Origin of the sequence: Microcystis aeruginosa LEGE 91341 (assembly GCF_015206885.1) — a bacterium.
Lineage (GTDB): Bacteria > Cyanobacteriota > Cyanobacteriia > Cyanobacteriales > Microcystaceae > Microcystis > Microcystis aeruginosa_H.
In genome coordinates, this window is record NZ_JADEXY010000033.1 from 15,996 (window position 1) to 34,560 (window position 18,565).

General features: G+C 41.4%; 13 protein-coding genes. 7 read left to right on the forward strand and 6 right to left on the reverse strand.

Annotated elements, in window-relative coordinates; genetic code table 11:
* The first annotated feature begins 46 nt into the window (after positions 1–46).
* On the forward strand, positions 47–550 hold the full coding sequence (locus tag IQ234_RS07170) for a hydrogenase maturation protease (protein ID WP_193956587.1): 504 nt from the start codon (positions 47–49) through the stop codon (positions 548–550).
* Here IQ234_RS07170 and IQ234_RS07175 read toward each other — a convergent pair.
* From IQ234_RS07175 to IQ234_RS07185, 3 genes are all read right to left on the reverse strand, one after another.
* Positions 477–2,159 carry a mechanosensitive ion channel family protein gene (locus IQ234_RS07175; protein ID WP_193956588.1) on the reverse strand — a complete coding sequence of 561 codons (1,683 nt, stop codon included), beginning with the start codon at positions 2,157–2,159 and terminating at the stop codon, positions 477–479. The genes IQ234_RS07170 and IQ234_RS07175 overlap by 74 nt on opposite strands.
* Positions 2,160–2,162: 3 nt before the next feature.
* Entirely contained in the window at positions 2,163–3,260 is a 1,098-nt protein-coding gene (locus IQ234_RS07180; RefSeq protein ID WP_193956589.1) for a saccharopine dehydrogenase family protein, read from the reverse strand.
* 270 nt (positions 3,261–3,530) lie between these two features.
* Complete coding sequence (locus IQ234_RS07185) at positions 3,531–4,970, reverse strand: sensor histidine kinase (protein ID WP_193956597.1); 1,440 nt, start codon at positions 4,968–4,970, stop codon at positions 3,531–3,533.
* 392 nt (positions 4,971–5,362) lie between these two features.
* On the opposite strand from IQ234_RS07185, the gene IQ234_RS07190 reads away from it, so the two are divergent.
* The 5 genes from IQ234_RS07190 to IQ234_RS07210 all read left to right on the forward strand — a co-directional run bounded on the left by IQ234_RS07190 (position 5,363) and on the right by IQ234_RS07210 (position 15,379).
* Positions 5,363–8,485, forward strand: coding sequence for a DEAD/DEAH box helicase (locus IQ234_RS07190; RefSeq protein WP_193956590.1), 3,123 nt, complete (start codon positions 5,363–5,365; stop codon positions 8,483–8,485).
* Positions 8,486–8,498: 13 nt separating this feature from the next.
* The gene (locus tag IQ234_RS07195; RefSeq protein WP_193956591.1) at positions 8,499–9,338 is read left to right on the forward strand and encodes an SWIM zinc finger family protein; all 840 of its coding nucleotides are present in this window, start codon (positions 8,499–8,501) and stop codon (positions 9,336–9,338) included.
* Positions 9,339–9,488: 150 nt separating this feature from the next.
* A complete protein-coding gene (locus IQ234_RS07200) occupies positions 9,489–11,510 on the forward strand; it encodes a potassium channel family protein (RefSeq protein ID WP_193956592.1) in 2,022 nt (673 codons plus the stop codon).
* A 115-nt stretch (positions 11,511–11,625) separates the two neighbouring features.
* Positions 11,626–13,299, forward strand: coding sequence for a chaperonin GroEL (gene groL / locus IQ234_RS07205; RefSeq protein ID WP_193956593.1), 1,674 nt, complete (start codon positions 11,626–11,628; stop codon positions 13,297–13,299).
* A gap of 190 nt (positions 13,300–13,489) precedes the next feature.
* Entirely contained in the window at positions 13,490–15,379 is a 1,890-nt protein-coding gene (locus IQ234_RS07210) for an ABC-F family ATP-binding cassette domain-containing protein (RefSeq protein ID WP_193956594.1), read from the forward strand.
* A gap of 29 nt (positions 15,380–15,408) precedes the next feature.
* On the opposite strand, the gene IQ234_RS07215 is transcribed toward IQ234_RS07210, so the two are convergent.
* From IQ234_RS07215 to rpmF, 3 genes are all read right to left on the reverse strand, one after another.
* A complete protein-coding gene (locus IQ234_RS07215; RefSeq protein ID WP_110577959.1) occupies positions 15,409–15,876 on the reverse strand; it encodes a hypothetical protein in 468 nt (155 codons plus the stop codon).
* A gap of 306 nt (positions 15,877–16,182) precedes the next feature.
* Positions 16,183–16,782 (reverse strand): sulfite oxidase-like oxidoreductase, encoded by a 600-nt coding sequence (locus IQ234_RS07220; RefSeq protein ID WP_193956595.1) that lies wholly within the window; start codon positions 16,780–16,782, stop codon positions 16,183–16,185.
* An 88-nt stretch (positions 16,783–16,870) separates the two neighbouring features.
* On the reverse strand, positions 16,871–17,053 hold the full coding sequence (rpmF, locus tag IQ234_RS07225; RefSeq protein WP_004161392.1) for a 50S ribosomal protein L32: 183 nt from the start codon (positions 17,051–17,053) through the stop codon (positions 16,871–16,873).
* A 189-nt stretch (positions 17,054–17,242) separates the two neighbouring features.
* On the opposite strand from rpmF, the gene acsF reads away from it, so the two are divergent.
* On the forward strand, positions 17,243–18,301 hold the full coding sequence (gene acsF, locus IQ234_RS07230) for a magnesium-protoporphyrin IX monomethyl ester (oxidative) cyclase (RefSeq protein ID WP_193956596.1): 1,059 nt from the start codon (positions 17,243–17,245) through the stop codon (positions 18,299–18,301).
* Positions 18,302–18,565 lie beyond the last annotated feature (264 nt).

Sequence of the window (18,565 nt, forward strand, 5' to 3'; positions counted from 1 at the left end):
AAAAAGGAAAACTTTGTACCTCATCATTAAGATAACTGCTATAACCATGAATAATTTTAAAATACTGCTCATCGGCTATGGTAATACTTTAAGAAATGATGACGGAGTGGGAGTGAGGATAGCCGAAATTATTGCCGAGGAGAATTGGCCTAATTTACAGGTCATCGCTACCCATCAATTGACTCCTGAGTTAGCAGCCGATATAGCTGATGCTTCCCTAGTTATTTTTGTTGATGCAGTCTTATCTAATCAAACCGATATCCAGATAGAAAAATTAGCGGCAGTTACCGAATGGAATAATTTGGGTCATGCGGAAAGTCCCGCTTCTTTATTAGCATTAACTCAAGCAATTTATCAACAAACTCCTAGGGCCTGGGGAATATTTATTCCTGCTATCAATTGCGAATTTGGTGAAGAATTATCAACAATAACTCAAAAGGGCTTGACAAATGGGATTAAAGCTATTAGGAAAATTATTACTTCTGAGGATTTGACTGAATACCAAAAGCAGGACTTTGATAATCTTCTGGCAGATAATTTTCAGGAATAGTGCTGTGATTGCCATCCCGGAGAGCCTTGTAGTGAGGAGACATAATTTCGATACCGACTTCGTTACATTTATCCTGAATATTTTGATGTAATTCAGAATAAATATACACCATTTTGTTAGGATGATCGGTGTAGGAATTTAGCTGATAGCTGACATAAAAATCATCGAGACTGGTTTGCAAGACAAAAGGAGCAGGTTCTGAGACAATAAATTGGGTTGCTAAGGCTGCTTCTTTCAGGGTTGCGTGAACCTTACGCCAAGGTAAATCATAACCGAGAGTGATTGTGGTTTGCAAAATTAAAGGCTCTTTGAATTCCCTTTGAGAGACGCTAAAGTTAATCACATTGGTGTTTAACAGCGATGAGTTAGGAATCGTGATAATTTTATTAGACGGTGTGCGAATACGGGTGACTAATAATCCTTTTTCAATCACATCCCCAATAACATCACCAATAGAAATTTTATCTCCTAGTTGAAAAGAGCGGGTATAGATGAGGATAATTCCTCCTACCACGTTAGCAATAGCAGAGGTGGAACCCAAGGAAAATAGCACCCCTAAAAATACCGACACTCCCTGAAAAGCAGGAGAATTAAATCCGGGTAGATAGGGAAAAGCGATGACTATAGCTAAGGCAATTATCAGCAGTGACAGTAAATTATAGGTCGGTTTTGCCCAATCGGGATAGAAACCATGAATTACTAAGTTTTCTCTTTCCAATGCCGTGAAAAATGGTTTAATTGCTCTCAACAGATAGTGAGTTATAAAAACAACTAGCAGTATGATAAAAATATTGGGTAAATATTTTGCTATCTCTTGAGAAAAAACTTCTAAAGCACTAAAAAAGTATTGCAGAAAACCATCACCAAATTTTCTAGTCCAAGGAAAAAGACGAAGAACAAAAGTTAAATAAAAATAGAGAATAGTTAAAATAATCAGAGTGCGAATAAATTGCAAAACTCTTAGGGAAAAAATTCCTATTGTCCTAGAACTAATAATCTCAAAATTTTGGAATCCCACCCCAGGAACTAGGGAGGTGATTAATCTCTGAATCTGGGGAAAAACCCGCGAAGATATAAAAATCATCGCCCAAAAAATTAAGACCGTGGACAAGGTGGCACTTACCGTCAAAGCTGCATCTTTTAAGAGGTTATCTGGTTGACGTTCTTGACGATAACGGACAATGGCTGCTTTAATCTTTGCTAAAGCTCGTTCGGCTAATACTTCTTGACTGACTGCGTGTAATTTGGCATCTCTAGAAGTAATAGTAGCGATAACCGTATCTCCCAAAATAATCGAAGGGTTTTTGTCTTCAGGATCAATTTTTATGGTTAAATCTTCAGGAGAAAGAGCATCGTCATCGGCAATTTTTTCAATTCTAGCTGTAATCGATTTCGCTCTTTCTTGCGCTGAAAAAGAACCTATTCCTTGCCGAATAGTAAAAAGTTCTTGATTATCAAGCATTACGGGAAAAACTTCTCCCAAAGTTTCCAGGGGTATTTCCTGTCCTTGTTTAGCAGGATTATTCTGGGCTGCTATCATGAAGACGGGAGATAAAGTCAGTAACAAAACTAAACAAAACAGTCCTAGGTAACGCCAGATTTTTTTCATCTTCTAAGCTACAATTTCACAGGAGCGATCGAGTTTAATGCCTCTTTTTTTCATCGTAGCATGGAATAGTTCTGTGGATAACACCTGTTCCACGGGATAAATCCCAGCTTTTTGGAGTTTTGCCGCTAAGATTAATTCTGCCACGCTGCCAGTTCCCCAGCCAGCCGCTTGAGCAGTGTTCTCGTGAACCATAGTTGCTTGATAAACTGCTTTTTGCTGCCCTTGCCATCCGGCGACTTTTGCTAACATTGCTACCCCAATTCCCGAAAATTTATCGGTTACTTCTGTCATGCGATAACTAACTTGGGAAAAAAACTCGATTCCCCGAGAACTTTCTACCCAAGCATCGGGAAAAATATGGGCAGTAATCCAAGTTAAATGATTATAAAAATCGGGAATAGAACCAAATTTTGTGATCACATTTTGCACTGGAAAAGATTCGGCAAAAGTATAGGTTTCTGGCATATCAAACCAATAAACACCAGTTTTACCCAAAGGAGCGGGAAAGTCAATTACTTCCCTGGCAGTATAGGGTTTAATCTCTTGCCATTTTCCCTCAATCCAAGCTAAAAAAGGCTTTTTTAAACCGAGAAAAGTTGTCCGCATCACAGTTAATCCCGCACCTCCTGAACCGGCTACGGCATAATTTAAACGGATCGTTTCTACCCTATCTAATTGTTCCACTCCCTCCCGCACTATACTATTAGAAATACCAGGAAAAATTCCCGTATTAACCACGGCAGTTATTCCCGCTTTTATTGCTAATTCTCGATAGGGAATTAACTTTTGATAAAAAGAACGATGATCACTAACATCAATATAATTGACTTTTTCTTCGATGCAAATTTTTATTACCCTACCATCGCGATAGTGAAAGGGACCGGCACAATGAATGACTAAATCACTATTTTTAATTGCCTGTCTAAGCTTGTCTATTTCTTCTAAATCCAAAGCCAAAAACTGCATTCTTGGCAGTAATTTAATCGCTTTTTCCTTGCGTCCAGTGATAATAATTTTAGCTGCAGTATGATTAATAATATCTAGGGCGACACTTTGACCAATGCGACCAGTGCCACCTAAAATTAAAACAGTTTTTTCCATGGCAACTATTAATAATGTTTGGGGTGCATCTCAATTTTGGAGAAATAGGTAGATGACATTTTGGGCGCACGCGGTGCGCCCCTACCATTGGTGCAATAATATTATCGTAGGGGCGAATTGCATTCGCCCTCTTTGAACAACTTTTGCTGCTCACCATAAGTGAGAGAAAATCACAAATATGAGATGCCCCCAATGTTTGTTGCCCTAGTATAGCATCCTCTTGGCAAGTTTGCCTATTTTCCAAGATGAAAATTTTAGAATAATCCCAACTTATTTAATGCGTCCGAGGGGCAAGAAAATGGTTAAAATCTCACCTTCTTCGGGTTTTTGACGCACAATAAATTTACCTCCCAAAGCTTGAAAAAGGTTTTTAGTCACCTTCATATTCAGACTTAAACTACCCGTTTCTGGTTGAAACATTAAGACTTTTCCTAAAGCTTTGAGGTTAAGATCAGGCGATTTTACCTGTGTTTGGAACTGCATTTTTAATTGATTTCCTGCCGTTGATATATTTACTTGCAACAGTCCACCACTAGCCATACTGCGAGTACATTTTTCCACGACTCCGTTTAACATTTGATCCAATAAACTCGGGTCGCTAATTACCGAAGGCAATTTTTTCGGTACATTAACTTCTAAATTGACATTGCGCCGTTTAGCTTGTTTCTGCCACCGAGGAATACTATCTTGAAAGACTTTTTCTAGGGCAATTGGAATTAATTGAATTGGTTTATCTCCCAGAGGATTAATACCCAATTCTGCGGCTCGGAAAATTAATTCCATACGCTGAATTTGTTCACTACATTCTAAATCGATTGTTTCTAAATATTTTTCTACATCTTCCGTTACTTTGGCCCGTTTTAACAATAATCTGGTAATGGTGCGAATGGTGGTTAAAGGGGTGCGAATTTCGTGGGTTAAAGCGCGCAATAATTCCAAATCACAACCCGATTCTAAATTAGAATTATCTTCCTTTGGGGGAGTGATTTCGCTATTGATAGACGATTTCGTTTTTTTCAGGTCTAAGTTAGACTGGTCGGGTAAATTTTGCAGTAATTGGCGGCTAAATTGGCTAACTAGACGATAATCTGGCGAGGGACTGCCATTAGCCTCGATAATTGCCTCTAAAGTCTCAATTTGCGGATAACGCAGATTAACTAATCGTTGCCGCAAGTGCTGCCAAGCTTGCTGAGTGAGGACGGGATCAAAGGAAAATTGAAAAGAGGACAAACCCCACTGATCCTCGCCTAAAACCAGCAAAAGAGCGAAACTTTCGCTAAAAACCAGACAAAACCTTTCATTAGCAATCGGATCCGTTGGCAAGAGAGGCAATTCATGAATCTCTGTCGGGGAAATATCGGCGGCGGATTTCTCCTGAGAAGGCAATTGCAAACCCAGCCATGGTAAATGTTTTAAAGCTTTAACGGTAAAAACACCGAATTTAAAACCCTTTAAAGCCTTGCTTTCTCTGACTAAAGCCGTCGGACCGGAGAGAATTAAACCCCGACTGGCGGCATTATTTGGGTTTTGTAATAAGATATTTTCTAAAGATGCGATCGCTGCGAACCATTCACTTTCCGCTTTCAGTTGCGATCGCTTGAGCCATTCTGATAAATTAGGATAAAAAGCATTGGGGGTGAAAGTTTCCCGGTCCTGATGGTCAGTTGGCGGGAAAATATCGCTTAATTTCGGCAAAGACCCCTTTAACATCGTCTTCATCACTGACTAGATACAAATTCCTTACCTAGAATATTACCCCCGTTAATGCTCATCCCATAACGGTAAAACCGAACTCTATTGGCAGTGATATCCGCGTTTTGATAATAGTTATCTTAATGGTGAGGTACAAAGTTTTGCTTTTGGGGAGTCGGTAGTCGATAGCAAATTAGATTACACTTCATTGAGAATGATCAGAAAGGCTGTATCAGTTATCAGATGTGAGTTTTCAGTTTGCTGATCATATTTTTCTCTGATCCAAAGGACTTTTGGGTTCCCAAAGGGATAAGAATAGGAAAGTGTGGAGAATCCTCCCATAATCGCTACAATTTTTCTAGAGGCTAAGTCTTGCCCTTAATTAAGTTCTTTTGTACTTGTTAAAAACCATGAAAATTCTTCACGGTACTTGGATTCCTGAATCAACGGACGAATTTATTCAGAAGGGTAGCTTTTATCTTTGGGGAGAAACTAGCACCCCGAAAAAGAGTCGCACCACTGCTAATAATTATCATCCTTTTCAGTTAAGCAAAGAAGAATTAACTAGCTTCCTTACCGGAGAGTTAGGAATAGTTCAATCGAATTATAATCCTCTTAGTCGGCAATTTGTCCCCCGCTACTTTCTTTTACCTAGCCAGGATAATCAACCTTTACCCTCCTTAGAATTACTGCGTTATCTAGAAAAAGAACCCCCAGAAAATAGCCAATGGCAATCTTGGCAAATTGATTGTTATCCCCTTAATCCTGTACTTAAACTGCTCAATGATCTGCACTTTATCTGTCTTTACAACTCCTCAGAGATTCAGTTAGGTGCAGATTTACTTTTTTGGTATCACTACAGTCAAGCTTTTAAAGAAATAATTCTCAAAGATAACTATATTCCTGCCTTTAAATATCGAGAATTAGCCACAAATAACCATAAAAACGCTAACTTTGCTATCTATCCTCTTTGGGAAATTATATCAGCAACCTACGAAACCAATCTCGATCGCTATCTCGAATATCTTCCCCGGATTTGTCTTGCTGGTGCTGAAAATCCCCATGCTTCACCACAATTATACGATCCCAAAACCCTACTCCGGCACTTCTCCGAATGTCTCCTCAATGAAATTGTCACTAACACAGCAATTCCTGCCAGTTTTGATAAAAAAATTAGCGAGACAATTATAGGTGATTGCTTCTCTGTGACTAAAACTGCCGGATTTCTGCAAACCGCTGCCGCTTTAGAAAAATATCAACAGTGGCAAACTTGGAGACAGCAGTTACTAGGAGACCAAAATATATCTAGTTTTAGCCTTGGGTTTAAACTAACCGAGGCCCCAGAAAATAATATTGAACAGTGGCAAATTACTTTTATCCTCATCTCTAAACAAGACCCCTCCCTGCGATTAGAATTAGACGAATATTGGTATGCAGTACCCGAAACTAGAACAAGCATACGAGCGCATTTTGGTCAAGATTTAGACAAAAATATTTTACTAAGTTTGGGTTATGCTGCCCGTATTTATCCCCCCATTTGGCAAGGATTAGAAACGGATAAACCGACGGGATTTTATCTCAACCTTACAGAAGCTTTTACTTTCTTAAAAGAAACTGCTTGGATTTTAGAAGATGCGGGATATAAGGTAATTATTCCTGCTTGGTGGACTCCCGAAGGTCGTCAACGCGCCAAATTTAGGCTAAAAACTACGTCTAAATCAGGCAAATCTACCCCCGTTAGTAAAGAGATTTTTAGCCTCGAAAACATCATTGAATACCAATATGAATTAGCCATCGGTGAAGAAACTATTAGTCAAGAGGAATGGCAACAATTAATTAACACCAAAACACCCTTAGTTAAATTTCGAGGTCAATGGGTAGAATTAGAACAAAATAAAATGCAGCAAATGCTGGATTTTTGGCAGAAATATCAGCAGGAAAATCCTGAGATGAATCTGATTGAATTAATGAAAAAAGCTGCCGAATACCCAGAGGATATTATTATTGAAACCGATGATTTTTTGGGTTCTATGCTAGAGAAATTACAAAATCCTAGTCAACTAGAACCGATCGAAAATCCTCCCCAATTACAAGGAACGCTGCGGGAGTACCAAAAGCGCGGAGTTGCCTGGATTCAATACCTAGAACAATTGGGGTTAAATGGTTGTCTTGCTGACGATATGGGACTGGGAAAAACCCTACAGGTAATTGCTAGATTGATTGGGGAAAGAGAGGGAGATAATAATGTTTTGCCAACTCTGCTAGTTGCACCCACTTCCGTGGTGGGAAATTGGGCAAAAGAAATTGAAAAATTTGCCCCCCATCTTCGGGTTTTAATTCACCATGGTAGTAAGCGCTATAAAGATGAGAACGAATTTCAGACAATAGCTAGTCAAAAGGATATCGTCATTACTTCTTTTACCTTAGTTCGAAAGGATTTGAAATTATTTAACTCGCAATCTTGGCAACGTTTAGTAATTGATGAAGCACAAAATATCAAAAATCCTAAAGCGGCACAAACTAAAGCAATCTTGAGTTTATCTGCACAACATCGTCTCGCATTAACGGGAACTCCAGTAGAAAATAGACTGCTTGATTTATGGTCAATTTTTAACTTCCTTAACCCTGGTTATTTAGGTAAAGAAACTCAATTTCGTAAAGCTTTTGAAGTGCCAATCCAAAAACAAAATGATCGTCTCCAGTCCACGGTTCTCAAAAAATTAGTGGAACCTTTTATTCTGCGTCGGGTAAAAACCGATAAGCAGATAATTAAAGATTTGCCTGACAAAGTGGAAAACAAACAGTATTGTAATTTAACTAAAGAACAAGCTTCTCTCTACGAAGTTGTTATCAAAGAAGTGGAAAAACAATTAGAAGAAGCGGAGGGAATAAAACGCAAAGGATTAATTTTATCTACCCTGATGCGCTTGAAACAAATTTGTAATCATCCCCGTCAATTTTTACAGGATAACAGTGCTTTTACTCCTGAGCGATCGCATAAGTTAGAGCGTTTGGGAGAAATGCTAGAAGAAGTAATTTTAGAGGGAGACAGTCTGCTAATTTTCACTCAATTTACTGAAATCGGTGACTCCTTACAAAAGTACCTCAAACAAACTTTTCGCTATAATACCTATTATCTTCACGGGGGGACTTCTCAACCAAAACGAGAACAAATGATCGAAGAATTTCAACATCCCGAAACAGAACCTTCCGTATTTATTTTATCCCTAAAAGCTGGGGGAGTGGGGATTACTTTAACCAAAGCAAATCATGTTTTTCATTTTGATCGTTGGTGGAATCCTGCGGTGGAAAATCAAGCAACCGATCGCGCTTTTAGAATTGGTCAACAAAAAAATGTTTTCGTGCATAAATTTGTCACTTTGGGAACCTTAGAGGAAAGAATTGATGAAATGATCGAGGAAAAGAAAAAGGTAGCTAATGCTATTGTTAGTAATGATGAATCCTGGTTAACGGAATTAGATAACGAAAGTTTTCGTCAGTTAATCGCATTGAATAAACAGACAATTATTTAATCGAGGTAAACCTATGAATAAATTTAGTAAAACTTGGTGGGGACAACGCTTTATAGAAGCATTAGAAGAATTTACCGACTCAGCGCGCTTGAGTCGAGGACGTTCCTACGCTAAAAATGATAAAGTCAAGAATTACGAAATTGACGGTAATTTAATTACTGCTCAGGTGCGAGGTTCCATTAATCCCTACTTTGGAGTTTACAAAGAACCTTTGTATAGCGTGAGTATCGAGATTAAACCAATTACTAAAGCAGAGTGGTCACAAGCTTTATATAATCTTGGTTCAAGAGCGAGTATGATCTCTAAACTGCTGCTCAAAGAAGTTCCCGATAATATTGATGAAGCATTTAGCGATCTGAATCTGCACTTATTACCCCACAGTCAAAAGGATTTTATCACCAATTGCTCCTGTCCCGATTGGGAAAATCCCTGTAAACATATTGCTGGAGTTTATTACCTCGTTGCTTCCCAATTAGATCAGGATCCTTTCCTCTTATTTGAATTACGCGGTATCTCTCGTCAAAAATTACTGCAAGAGTTAGCAAAAACTCCCCTCGGTAAGCTGCTTTCCTCCTCTATCCAAGAGGAAAAAATTCCTCTTAACCCCGTTACTTCCTATCACACTAAACCCGAGACTATACCAGCATCAGAAACAATTGATCTCAAAGAATTTTGGCGCTCCCATCACCGTTTACCCGAAAATCCTCAGTTAGTTAAATCCGCAACTATTCCCGCAATTGTCATTAAAAAAGCTGGTGATTATCCTGCATTTTGGGATAAGGATACCTCCTTTATCGAAGTAATGGAAGAAATGTATCAACGGGTACGCAATAAAAACGCTGGTATGTTATAATCAGGTAGGTGTTAAAAATTGTCAGACACCCTTCTTATTAAGAAGAAATTAAGGGTAGATTAAGGGGAGATCAGCACCCCCCTTATCAAGGGGAGCAGGGGGGATCAGAAGTTTGAAAAAGCATTCTATTTTTTAAGACAAGCAGAATCTATGAACCAAGAATCTCTCAGCTTTGTCCATGGGAATGTCAAGTTAGCCGATCGCTTTTTAGTCTGTGGATTGGGTAGTCTCGGACAACACTGCGTCAAGTCTTTAAAAGAGTTTGGGGTTAGCGTGGTCGGTATCGAACTAATACAGCCTCCCAGTTGGGAAATTAATGATTTTCCCGATTTATTAGAGGAAATAATTATCGGTGATTGTCGTCAAAAAAACATTTTAGCAAGAGCGGGAATTGATCGCTGTCGGGCTGCTTTAATTGTCACCAGTGATGAGCGAATTAATGCCACCACTGCCCTAATTATTCGGCAATTAAATCCTCTTACCCGCTTAGTGGTGCGTTCTTCTAAAGATAATCTCAATCAGCTACTTAAGGAACGTTTAGGCAATTTTATCGCCTATGAACCTACCCAACTACCCGCCAATGCTTTTGCTTTAGCCACATTAGGCACAGAAACCCTCGGTTTTTTGCATCTCGACGGTCAGAAATTGCGGATTATCCAGAGACAAATTAGCCCCGAAGATGGTTTACTCGATCGCTTTTTAGGTGATTTAAATACCCCCACCCGTCGTCTATTAGCACACACAGCCCCCGATGAACCTTTAAGGGCCGGATTTTATCAATGGTCTCCCTCCACCACTATCCGGGCCGGTGATACCATTACCACCATCGAAACTACCTATCAAAACATCGATGCTACCCGCCAGAAACCGTCAAATTCTCGCCAGAAGTTGCGGTATTTTTGGCAAAAATTGCTCAAAGAAATCCAACAATTCTGGCAATTGAGTTTTCAGCAGCAAATTCACCGGGTAGCTTTCATGTCAGTATTTATCATTATCCTGCTGGTAATGATCGGAACTTTTCTTTTCCATCTCTACGCACCGAGAGCTTCCTTTATTTCCTCTCTTTCAGGAACGGCGATTCTTTTATTAGGTGGTTACGGTGATGTTTTCGGTGCCTCTAACCCCGAAGATTTAAATGCAGTCCCCTGGTGGATGCAGCTATTTAGTCTCTTTTTAACCTTAGCTGGAACCGCTTTTATCGGCGTTCTCTATGCCCTTTTGACAGAAACTTTATTATCATCAAAATTTCAATTTATCCCTAACCGTCCCCCAGTTCCCCCACAGAATCATATCGTTATTGTGGGCTTAGGTCGAGTCGGCAAAGAAGTGGCTAATTTATTACTAGAAATGCAACAGGCGATCGTCGGGGTCAGCTTAAATAGGGATTTTGATGCGACTATCCTGCCAAAAATGCCCCTGATGACGGGAAATATCGAAGAATCTTTAAAAAATGTCAATTTAGATAGGGCTAAAAGTATAGCGATTGTTACCGATGACGAAATCCTCAATTTAGAAGTGGCCCTAACCACCCGCAAACTCAACCCCCAAAGCTACTTAGTCATCCGCACCACCGACGACAACCTTAGTCAACAATTAAGTCAAATTCTGCCCCGCTCTCACATTTTAGGAACCAACACCGTAGCGGCAGAAGCCTTTACGGGAGCGGCTTTCGGAGAAAATATCATCTATCTGTTCCGTTGGGCGCAAAAAACGATTCTGGTGACGGAATACGAGATCGAAGCCGGAGATACTCTCAATGGTAGCTCGATCGGAGATATTGCCTACGGTTATCGAGTCGTGCCGATCCTACACCAACGAGAACGGCAAGCCCCGAAATTAATGCCCGAAGATTATCTCAATTTACGCATCGGCGATCGCATTGTGGTGCTGGCCACCATCAACGGACTGCGACGGGTGGAGCAGGGTCGTCGCACTCCCAAAACTTGGCGTGTGCGGGTGGAAAAAGCCTTTAATCGCAATATTGCCGCAGAAGCACCCACCGTAATCAGTCGTTTTTCTAATTGTCCCCTGAAAACCGCCAGCGATCTCATGGAAAATTTGCCAGCGACCCTGGGCGCCCCCCTCTACGAACAGCAGGCGATTCGATTAGTTTCCGAGTTAAAAAAAATTCAAGTTCAAGCATTGGCTATTCCGATTACAAGTCAAAAATAACCAAGCCTGAGTCTGTTCCAGTTTCTTGATCTCCCCGGGCCGATCGCCTAGATTAGCACTCAAGCCCTAAGAGTGCTAAATTAACTATAAGGAGTCCTATCACAACAGCGATACCATGTCCAAAATCATTGCCTTTAAAGATGAATCCCGTCGCGCCCTAGAAAGAGGTGTCAACGCCTTGGCCGATGCGGTAAAAATCACCCTCGGTCCGAAAGGACGCAATGTCTTGTTAGAAAAGAAATACGGCGCCCCCCAGATCGTTAATGACGGTATCACCGTCGCCAAAGAAATCGAATTGTCCGATCCCCTCGAAAACACCGGGGCGAGATTAATTCAGGAAGTAGCGGCAAAAACCAAAGATTTAGCGGGCGATGGCACCACTACCGCCACTATCATCGCCCAGGCTTTAATTAAAGAAGGTCTGAAAAACGTTACCGCCGGGGCCAATCCCGTCGCCTTAAGACGCGGACTAGATAAAACTATCGCCTATCTGGTGGAAGAAATCGCCGCCGTCGCTAAACCGATCGCTGGAGATGCGATCGCTCAAGTGGCCACCGTTTCTTCCGGCAACGATGAAGAAGTGGGACAAATGATCGCCACTGCCATGGAAAAAGTCACCACCGATGGCGTAATCACCGTGGAAGAATCGAAATCCCTAACCACCGAATTAGAAGTAGTGGAAGGGATGCAGATCGATCGCGGTTATATCTCCCCCTATTTCATCACCGATCAAGAAAGACAGATCGTCGAGTACGACAACCCCCTGATCCTGATTACCGATAAAAAAATAAGTGCGATCGCTGAATTAGTCCCCGTCCTCGAAGCCGTTGCCCGTCAAGGTCGTCCCCTATTAATTATCGCCGAAGATGTGGACGGCGAAGCCTTAGCCACTCTAGTGGTCAACAAGGCCCGGGGAGTCTTAAATGTCGTCGCTATCAAAGCCCCCAGTTTTGGGGAACGTCGCAAGGCGGTTTTACAAGATATCGCCATCCTCACCGGCGGTCGTCTGATTTCCGAAGAAGTGGGCTTAAGTCTTGACACGGTTAGCCTTGATCTGCTAGGGCAAGCGGCAAAAATTACCCTAGAAAAAGACAATACAATTATTGTCGCCTCCGGAGACAGCCGCAATAAAGCCGATGTGCAGAAACGTCTCGCCCAACTGAAAAAACAGTTAGAAGAAACCGATTCCGAATTCGATAAGGAAAAATTACAGGAACGCATCGCTAAATTAGCCGGCGGTGTGGCCGTGATTAAAGTCGGGGCAGCCACAGAAACCGAACTCAAGGATCGTAAACTCCGCATTGAAGATGCCCTCAATGCCACCAAAGCCGCCGTGGAAGAAGGTATCGTCCCGGGCGGTGGTACAACCTTGATTCACCTGGCCTCGAAAGTCGCTGGCTATAAGGCTTCTCTCACTAACGATGAGGAAAAAGTCGCCGCCGATATCGTCGCTAAAGCCCTAGAAGCACCCCTGCGTCAGTTGGCTAATAACGCCGGTGTGGAAGGGGATGTGATCGTGGAAGGTGTGCGCGAAACCGCTTTTACCGTTGGTTACAATGTCCTCACCGGCAAGTACGAAGACTTAATCGCCGCCGGAATTATCGATCCCGCTAAAGTGGTACGGTCAGCCGTTCAAAACGCCGCTTCTATCGCCGGTATGGTCTTAACTACGGAAGCCCTCGTGGTCGAAAAACCCGTTAAAGAGGCCGCAGCCCCCGATATGGGCGGCATGGGCGGCATGGGCGGCATGGGCGGCATGGGTGGCATGGGCGGCATGGGTATGATGTAATCCCCGATGCCCTCTGGCCCTTGAAAATAATCTCATGCAATTGAGCCAATCTGTCCCTTTTCTGGTTAACATCGGCATTAGGGACAGGTTTTTTTTCCTCGGGAAAAACTTTTTCGGCAGAACCTGCTTAATCTATCCTTTGCATTAGTCCAGACATTACACTAGAAAAGAAGGATTATTCCCAGAAATCATGACACTGCTGACGGTTCGATCGCTCAAAAAAGACTTCGGTATCAAGGAAATTCTCAAAGATGCCAGTTTTAGCCTCGATGATCGCGATAAAGTCGGCCTGATCGGTACGAATGGATCGGGAAAATCGACCCTATTAAAAATGATCGCCGGTTTAGAATCGATCGATGGTGGCGAAATTCAAATCAATTCGGGGATGAAAATCGTCTATTTACCCCAGCAACCAGAGCTAGACGACGATAAAACGGTTTTAGAGCAGGTTTTCGCCGATAGTGGCGAAAGTATGACTTTAATTAAGGAATACGAGGAATTGTCCGATCGCCTTGTCCATGAGCCAGAAAATCTGGATACTATTATGGAACGTTTGTCAAGGGTTTCGCAACAAATTGATAAACTTGCCGCCTGGGATTTAGAAACTAATGCTAAAGTTATTTTAAGTAAACTGGGCATCGATAATTTTAATGCTCGCGTGGGAGATTTATCGGGGGGATATCGCAAAAGAATCGCCATCGCTACCGCACTTTTAGCCGATCCTGACTGTTTATTGATGGATGAACCCACCAACCATTTAGACGCACTTTCCGTGGAGTGGTTACAGAGTTATTTGTCCCGTTTTCGGGGAGGATTATTATTAATTACTCATGATCGCTATTTTCTCGATCGAGTGACTAATCGCATCATTGAAATCGATCGGGGAGATTTATCTAGTTATGGGGGAAATTACGCTTATTATCTAGAAAAAAAAGCTTTAGCGGAAGAATCGATCGCCAGTAGTCAACGCAAACACGCGGGAGTTTTACGACGGGAATTAGAATGGTTATCCCGGGGACCAAAAGCGCGCAGTACCAAACAAAAAGCGCGGATCGATCGCATTCAGTCTATGGGTAATAAGGAATTTAAACAGGTGGAAGGAAAAGTCGATATTGCCACCGCAGGAAGACGCATCGGCAAAAAAGTTATTGAACTAGAAAATATCTCGAAAGCTTACGGAGATCGCACTTTAATTAAAGATTTTACCTATATTTTTACCCCTGAAGATCGCATCGGTATTATTGGCAGTAACGGGGTAGGAAAATCTACTCTCATGGATATTATTACCGGGAAAACTCTCCCCGATTCAGGCACGGTTGACATCGGTTCCACTATTCATATTGGTTACTTCGATCAACAATCCGATGATCTCAATATCAACGAAAATCAAAGAGTGATCGAATATCTAAAAAGTGTGGCCGAATTAGTCAAAACCCTAGACGGCAGCGTGATTACCGCTTCCCAGATGTTAGAAAAATTTCTCTTTCCTCCCGATCAACAGTATGCACCAATTTATAAACTTTCTGGAGGAGAAAGACGACGCTTATTTTTACTACGAGTTTTGATGAGTGCGCCTAATGTTTTAATCTTAGATGAACCCACCAATGATCTCGATGTGCAGACTTTAGCAATTTTAGAAGAATATTTAGAGGACTTTAACGGTTGTGTGATTGTTGTTTCCCATGATCGCTATTTTCTCGATCGAGTAGTTGATACTATTTTTGCCTTTGAAACCGGGGGTAATATCCGTCAATATCCAGGTAATTATTCCCTTTATCTCGATCAGAAAAAAGAGGAGGAGGAACCAAAAGAAAAAAAAGTCACCCCAAAAACTGTTAAAGCTTCCCCGTCACCCGTCAATAAAAAAATCTCTTTTAAAGAGAAAAAAGAATACGAAGATATCGAGAAACAAATACCAATTTTAGAAGCAAAAAAAGCTGAAATTGAACAGGTACTTTATGGAAAACCCCTAGAAGATTTTACCAAAATAACCGCTCTGACCGAAGAATTAGCTCAATTAAGTCAAAAAATTGATAATTTAACCGATCGCTGGTTAGAATTAGCGGAAAAATTAGGCTAGGATGATCCCTATTTTCCCGATCGATTTAGTTAAAACTGAGTGATAATTTCCGGTGAATCATCCTCATCCATGACCAGATCTGCCGACTCCACCCGCAAGAGTGCCAAATTATCGTTAACCACCCCTTGAAGATAGATTTCCCCCATCCCTTCACCCCCTAGATCGATCGAGCCGAAAACTTGACCAGTTTTGGTATTAAAATTAAACTGAAAATAATTAGCCGAGGAAATTCCCTCGCTGACATTATCGTATTTAGCGATCTCTTGACCACTGTTATCATAAAAAGATACCTGAAAATTGTCTAAAACTTGCATTTTTCCCGAACCTTTTTCTGAAAAAATAGTCGGGGCCGTTTTTTCATCATAACTAAAAGAACCTTTAGCTGTATAACCCTGATTTCCCGACCATTGAAAATCGATCGTCACTGCTAAAACCCCTTGGCTATTCATGTTAGCAACTAAAAGCAAAGCTAGTAAAGTCAATATCATCTTTTTCATTAGTCGGTTATTTCAGTTATCATACTAAATCCGTTGAGTATAGGATACATATTAGGACAGGCAAAAGGCAAGAGGCAAAAGGCAAAAGAGGGAATAGATAATCAGTTTTTAATAACTGGATTTAGTATCAGTGATCAATGACTACAACCAGTCTTCGGGGTAATTTCTATGAGGTACTCTGTCTATCCCTATAAACCTTAAGAAAACTTCAATTACATGGGTACAAGAAAAGGAAAACCGAATGATCTTTTGTGGGGGGGGGTAACTTCAGTTTGCTGATATTACCCTATTTTAAGACAAAACTCGTCAAAAACCGCCATAACGTTCCTCCAACCAGGGATCACCTCGTCGATGGTAGCCATTAAGTTCCCAGAAACCCAATTGCTCTCGATCGAGAAATTCTAGGCCATTAATCCATTTAGAACTTTTCCAAGCGTAGAGATGGGGGACAACTAAACGCAGCGGACCACCGTGGTCGGGGGTTAAAGGTTGACCAAACAGTTGAAAAGCGAAAAAATTATCCTCGTGCAGGAATTCCTCTAGGGTGAGGTTAGTCGTATAACCCCCATAACAGTGTTGCATGACGTGGGTAGCTTCCGGCAACAGGTCAATTAAGGTCATAAAATCCGATACCTTAATTCCTGTCCAAGTTACATCTAATTTTGACCAACGGGTGACACAGTGAAAATCCTTGGTAAATTCCGACTGCGGTAGGGTCATAAAATCCGACCAGTTAAAAGTTTTAGTCGTGGCCACCTTTCCCCAAACCTTGAATAACCATTCCTCGGTCTTGATTTGGGGAGTATCTCCGTAGGTAAGCACAGGAAAACCACTAGCGAGATATTGGCCCGGAGGAACTCGGTCTTGATCGGGAGATGCTGGTTTTTTAAAGAATTTGCCTAACATTATTTGAGACTCGCAACGAAAATTCTCAACAAATCTTAAAATATGAGGGAGCGAAAAGGTTTTCTCTACCTCACTCCCCACCATCAAGTTATTCCTCGTCTTCCCCTTCTTCTTCCTCTTTAGTGGGATAGACAAAGCTGTTAGAACGACCAGAAAGGACAGATTTACCCAAAGATAAGGCTTTTTGCGCTTCCCGCTCCGCTTGCTTTCTCCAGTGCGCTCTCCGTTGGTCGCGCTTGGCATTTGAGGTTTTCTTCTTGGGACAAGCCATAGTATTTTAACGATAGTTATAGACTCACAACCTTTCTATTCTACTCCCTATTTTCCTAATCGGCTCGCTAACTTGTCTGATTCCCTTGCTCACTACTGCCCAAAATATTGATAAAACTTAATAATTATCATTGGCTTACCTATTTATGTTTAAAATCCTATATAGCTATGTAGTCAAGTAATTTCCATCATGGTCACTACCGTCGAACCTCCCTCCCAGAAAAAAGCTGCTCTGCGCGAAACTATCCTCACTCCTCGTTTCTATACCACCGATTTTGAGGCTGCCGCTAATTTTGACCTTTCTCTGCAAGAAACCGAAATCAAAGCGATGTTAGAGGAGATGCGGACAGATTACAACCGGCATCACTTTGAACGTCAGCAAGAATTTGAGAACTATCAAGATAATCTCGATGAAAAAACGAGAAATGCTTTTATAGATTACCTAGAACGCTCCTGTATCTCCGAATTTTCTGGCTTTTTGTTATTTAAGGAACTGTCACGACAACTAAAAAGCCGTAATCCCTTGTTAGGGGAGATATTTCATCTTATGGCTAGAGATGAGGCCCGCCATGCAGGATTTCTCAATAAAGCCATGGCTGACTTTAATATTTCCCTCGATTTAGCCAAAATTACCAAAACCCGTAGCTACACCTTTTTTCCCCTTGAATGGGTGTTATATACGGTCTATCTCTCCGAAAAAATCGGTTATTGGCGGTATATCCTCATTTATCGTCATTTAGAAGAACATCCAGAGTATAAATTTAATCCTCTCTTTAATTACTTCGAGAGTTGGTGTCAGGACGAAAATCGCCACGGAGATATCTTTAAAACCTTGCTGCGAGCTAAACCGCAATTGTGGAATAATTGGCGATCGAGATTATGGAGTCGTTTTTTCCTGCTTTCCGTCTTTGCTACCCATAGTTTAACTGTACGCGAACGCTCAGACTTTTATGATGCTTTGGGAATGGATGCGATCGCTTTTGATCAAGAAGTAATTCGTCAGACTAATAATACCTCCGCTCGCGCTTTTCCCACCATTTTAAATGTGGATCATCCCCAATTTTTCCCCCGTTTAAACCGTTGTGCCGAACGTAATTTACAATTAAAAGCGATCGATGAAAGTAGCGCCCCTCAATGGCTAAAAACAGTCCGTAAGTTACCCTTACAGCTAGGTATCGTCGGGGATCTGTTGCGATTGTATCTGATTAAACCCATAGATGCAGAGGCCACCAGAGAAATGGTACTTTAATCAGTTATCAGTTATCAGTTATCAGTTATAGCAAAGAGCGGGGTGGTTAGGACAATCAATCGCTGAAACCCTTGACCGATAAGAGTTTGAAAATTGAAAGCGTCCTAACTAACTCGTTCTATGCCATAGAAGGGGATAGGTAAATGGGGGAATAGGGTAATGGGGAGATAAAGTATTTTCCACTAAAACCCTAAAACCCTAAAACCCCACTCCCCCAACACCCCACTTCATAATTCATAATTTCCACACCCCACACCCTACACC

Bases quoted from the DNA above. Each gene is read 5' to 3' on its own strand.
- IQ234_RS07215 (WP_110577959.1), bottom strand. From the start codon at position 15,876: ATGAAAAAGATGATATTGACTTTACTAGCTTTGCTTTTAGTTGCTAAC.
- IQ234_RS07180 (WP_193956589.1), bottom strand. From the start codon at position 3,260: ATGGAAAAAACTGTTTTAATTTTAGGTGGCACTGGTCGCATTGGTCAA.
- IQ234_RS07220 (WP_193956595.1), bottom strand. From the start codon at position 16,782: ATGTTAGGCAAATTCTTTAAAAAACCAGCATCTCCCGATCAAGACCGA.
- groL (WP_193956593.1), top strand. From the start codon at position 11,626: ATGTCCAAAATCATTGCCTTTAAAGATGAATCCCGTCGCGCCCTAGAA.
- rpmF (WP_004161392.1), bottom strand. From the start codon at position 17,053: ATGGCTTGTCCCAAGAAGAAAACCTCAAATGCCAAGCGCGACCAACGG.
- IQ234_RS07185 (WP_193956597.1), bottom strand. From the start codon at position 4,970: ATGTTAAAGGGGTCTTTGCCGAAATTAAGCGATATTTTCCCGCCAACT.
- IQ234_RS07190 (WP_193956590.1), top strand. From the start codon at position 5,363: ATGAAAATTCTTCACGGTACTTGGATTCCTGAATCAACGGACGAATTT.
- IQ234_RS07175 (WP_193956588.1), bottom strand. From the start codon at position 2,159: ATGAAAAAAATCTGGCGTTACCTAGGACTGTTTTGTTTAGTTTTGTTA.
- IQ234_RS07200 (WP_193956592.1), top strand. From the start codon at position 9,489: ATGAACCAAGAATCTCTCAGCTTTGTCCATGGGAATGTCAAGTTAGCC.
- IQ234_RS07195 (WP_193956591.1), top strand. From the start codon at position 8,499: ATGAATAAATTTAGTAAAACTTGGTGGGGACAACGCTTTATAGAAGCA.
- acsF (WP_193956596.1), top strand. From the start codon at position 17,243: ATGGTCACTACCGTCGAACCTCCCTCCCAGAAAAAAGCTGCTCTGCGC.
- IQ234_RS07210 (WP_193956594.1), top strand. From the start codon at position 13,490: ATGACACTGCTGACGGTTCGATCGCTCAAAAAAGACTTCGGTATCAAG.
- IQ234_RS07170 (WP_193956587.1), top strand. From the start codon at position 47: ATGAATAATTTTAAAATACTGCTCATCGGCTATGGTAATACTTTAAGA.